Source organism: Acinetobacter johnsonii (assembly GCF_048551975.1).
Taxonomy (GTDB): Bacteria; Pseudomonadota; Gammaproteobacteria; order Pseudomonadales; family Moraxellaceae; genus Acinetobacter; species Acinetobacter johnsonii_A.
The window spans coordinates 1-2,569 of the sequence record NZ_JBIMCF010000062.1 but is presented as its reverse complement, the minus strand read 5'-3'; the positions used below and the strand labels follow the sequence as shown (position 1 = coordinate 2,569).

Genomic DNA, 2,569 nt, shown 5'->3' with positions numbered 1-2,569 from the left:
AGTAACTAGGAATTTAATATGACTGAAATTGAAAAATTGAAGAAAGAGATTGAAGACTTAAAGCTGATTATTGAAAGTAAAAATAATCAGGTTGAATCTAAAAATAAGCACATTAAACGACTTGAGAGAATCATCTCAAATATAAAAAAAGAACAATCCCAATAGTAACAGAGCAGGCGGAGTGCCTGCGAACTGACGCTATCTAAATTTCAAAACTTCCTTTTCCCTGATTACAAGCTCCCCTTGGATTTCCAAGCGGGAGCTTTTAGCCATCCCGAATGGGTGGCGACACAAATTACAGGCGAAAAAAAAGACCATATTGGTCTTCGGTTTAGATTGGCTGCCGTATCAGCCAATTTGATTGAGTGCCGCATCACTCAACCTATCAAGTGCCGCATCACCTGATTACTCAAATCTACATGAAATTTTCTTTCTTGCAAACGGTTCAAAAAAGCATTATAAATATCCCACCAATGAATCATAAATGAATCACTATAGATCAGGAAACAACTATGAAACTCCATAATCCAAATCCAAATGAGCCTACTAACCTGCAAATGCTTGTTGCAGAAGTTAAAAAATCCGCTTCAAGCTCTTATCACGGTGGCTATATTCAAGTTCCTTTCCGTGTTGAGTTTGCATCATATACACGCCTTGAAGCACTTGTTAAACATACTGGCTCAAGTCGCAATAAGATCATGAATGATCTCTTAAGAATCGGTATTGAAACTCTAGCTGCCTCTTTGGACGACGAAACAATTAAAACTCTTTTTGAAATTGAAACTTCAATCACTGCGGATCTCTATGCTTCAGGAAAAATGAAATCAGGGGATCAATCAGATGATTAATTTACAAGGAACTCTAATTAATGCTTTCCGTGTGGATGGTGGTAAAGGTAAAGACGGCAAAGAATATGAAGCGCGTGACAAGGTGCAAATTCTTGGTTCGTTGGAACTCCCAAACGGAGAAATTAAACACGAACTTGTTGACCTAACAGTTGAGGATTCTCGACTGTTTGAACCATTCAAAAATCAGGTTATTAGCATCTCATGTGGTGCTATGGCTATCGGTCGTAATGTTGTTTTTTATGTTCGCAAAGGCGCGAAACCAGTTTTAGCAGAACAAATGTGAAACCCTAAAAAAAACAGTGAGTTAGCGAAGCTACTCGCTGTTTTTTCTTTCTCTTGATACTATTGATTAACTAGGGGACAAAAATTGCTTAAAAAAGACAATAAAAAAGCCCATATTTCGGACACTTTGGCGGGTGATGAAATACAGGCTTTGCAATCTGCTAAGGCAGATCAACATAGGGATAGAATAACACGTTTTGGAATTTTGAAACATAGAGCGAAACTACAAGAACAATATTTGTGGACGCAGGTTGATTTCAAGTCAGAAGGTGAAAATGATCTATCCAATAAGGCTCTTAAGGCTGCAACTAAATTAAAGGGTTGTGGTCAATTTCTGCTGTTCCATAATTACTACACGATAGACCAAGTTAAACTTGCTAAGGCACACTATTGCTCTCAGCATTTGTTATGTCCTATGTGTGCTGGTGTTAGGGCTGCTAAGTCCATGAGCCGATATGTTCAGCGTATTGAGGAATTAATGCGCCAGAATCGCCATTTAAAGCCCGTTCTGATCACTTTAACGGTAAAGAATGGCTCTGATCTACAAGAACGCTTCAAGCACCTTAGAGCGTCATTTAGAACGCTTTTAGATCGTTATAACGATTACAAGAAAAAAGGTCGTGGTTTTAATCAGTTTTGTAAAATTGATGGCGCTTTTTATTCAACTGAATATACATACAATCCAAAAACTAAAGAATGGCATCCTCATATTCATATTTTTGCTTTACTTAATGAATGGATAGACCAGGAAGAATTGTCCGAAACTTGGCATGATATTACCCTTGATTCTTATATCGTCGATATTCGTAGAGTTAAAAAAACTAAAGAACACGGCTATAGCAAGGCTGTTGCTGAGGTATGTAAATATGCCCTTAAGTTTAGTGATCTCTCACTGGAGAATACTTGGGAAGCATATCTTTCTTTGAAAGGTAACAGGCTGACTGGCTGTTTTGGTTCTATGTATGGTGTCAAGTTACCTGAAAAACTTACTGATGATCTACCTCTTGATGATCTTCCATATTTGGAGCTGCTCTATCGTTTCGTATTCGATAAGAAATCCTATTACAACCTAGAAATTACAAAAGACGTAAAACCGAAATGAAGCGCAGGCGGGAGAGCGCGCGGAGTTAGGAGGAGCTGCGACGACGCCCGACGAGAGATATAGCGCGGGCGCTTCAGTCGGGTTGCTGTGATGTGCCGACCTATGGATCGGATATCATCATCAGCAAACCGTAATAAGCAAGCCTACCCAGTGGCCACAGGACTTGTAAGGGGTTCGACCCCTTAGACCCCAAAGGGCGCACTTAGCCATTGAGCAAAGCTCAACGGCAGTGCTCCCACCAGTAACTAGGAATTTAATATGACTGAAATTGAAAAATTGAAGAAAGAGATTGAAGACTTAAAGCTGATTATTGAAAGTAAAAATAATCAGGTTGAAT

The 2,569-nt window shown here is 39.1% G+C and carries 4 protein-coding genes; all 4 read left to right on the top strand.

What is annotated here, in order from left to right:
- Positions 1–18: 18 nt before the first annotated feature.
- Positions 19–165, top strand: a complete 147-nt coding sequence (locus ACG9ZB_RS16600) for a hypothetical protein (RefSeq protein WP_157799970.1) — start codon at positions 19–21, stop codon at positions 163–165.
- A 347-nt stretch (positions 166–512) separates the two neighbouring features.
- On the top strand, positions 513–848 hold the full coding sequence (locus tag ACG9ZB_RS16595; protein WP_174499078.1) for a hypothetical protein: 336 nt from the start codon (positions 513–515) through the stop codon (positions 846–848).
- Positions 841–1,131: a hypothetical protein gene (locus tag ACG9ZB_RS16590; protein WP_180191662.1), complete on the top strand. Its 291-nt coding sequence runs from the start codon at positions 841–843 to the stop codon at positions 1,129–1,131. Before ACG9ZB_RS16595 ends, ACG9ZB_RS16590 begins: the two co-directional genes overlap by 8 nt.
- Before the next feature lie 84 nt (positions 1,132–1,215).
- Complete coding sequence (locus tag ACG9ZB_RS16585) at positions 1,216–2,232, top strand: protein rep (RefSeq protein ID WP_419326793.1); 1,017 nt, start codon at positions 1,216–1,218, stop codon at positions 2,230–2,232.
- Positions 2,233–2,569: the final 337 nt, after the last annotated feature.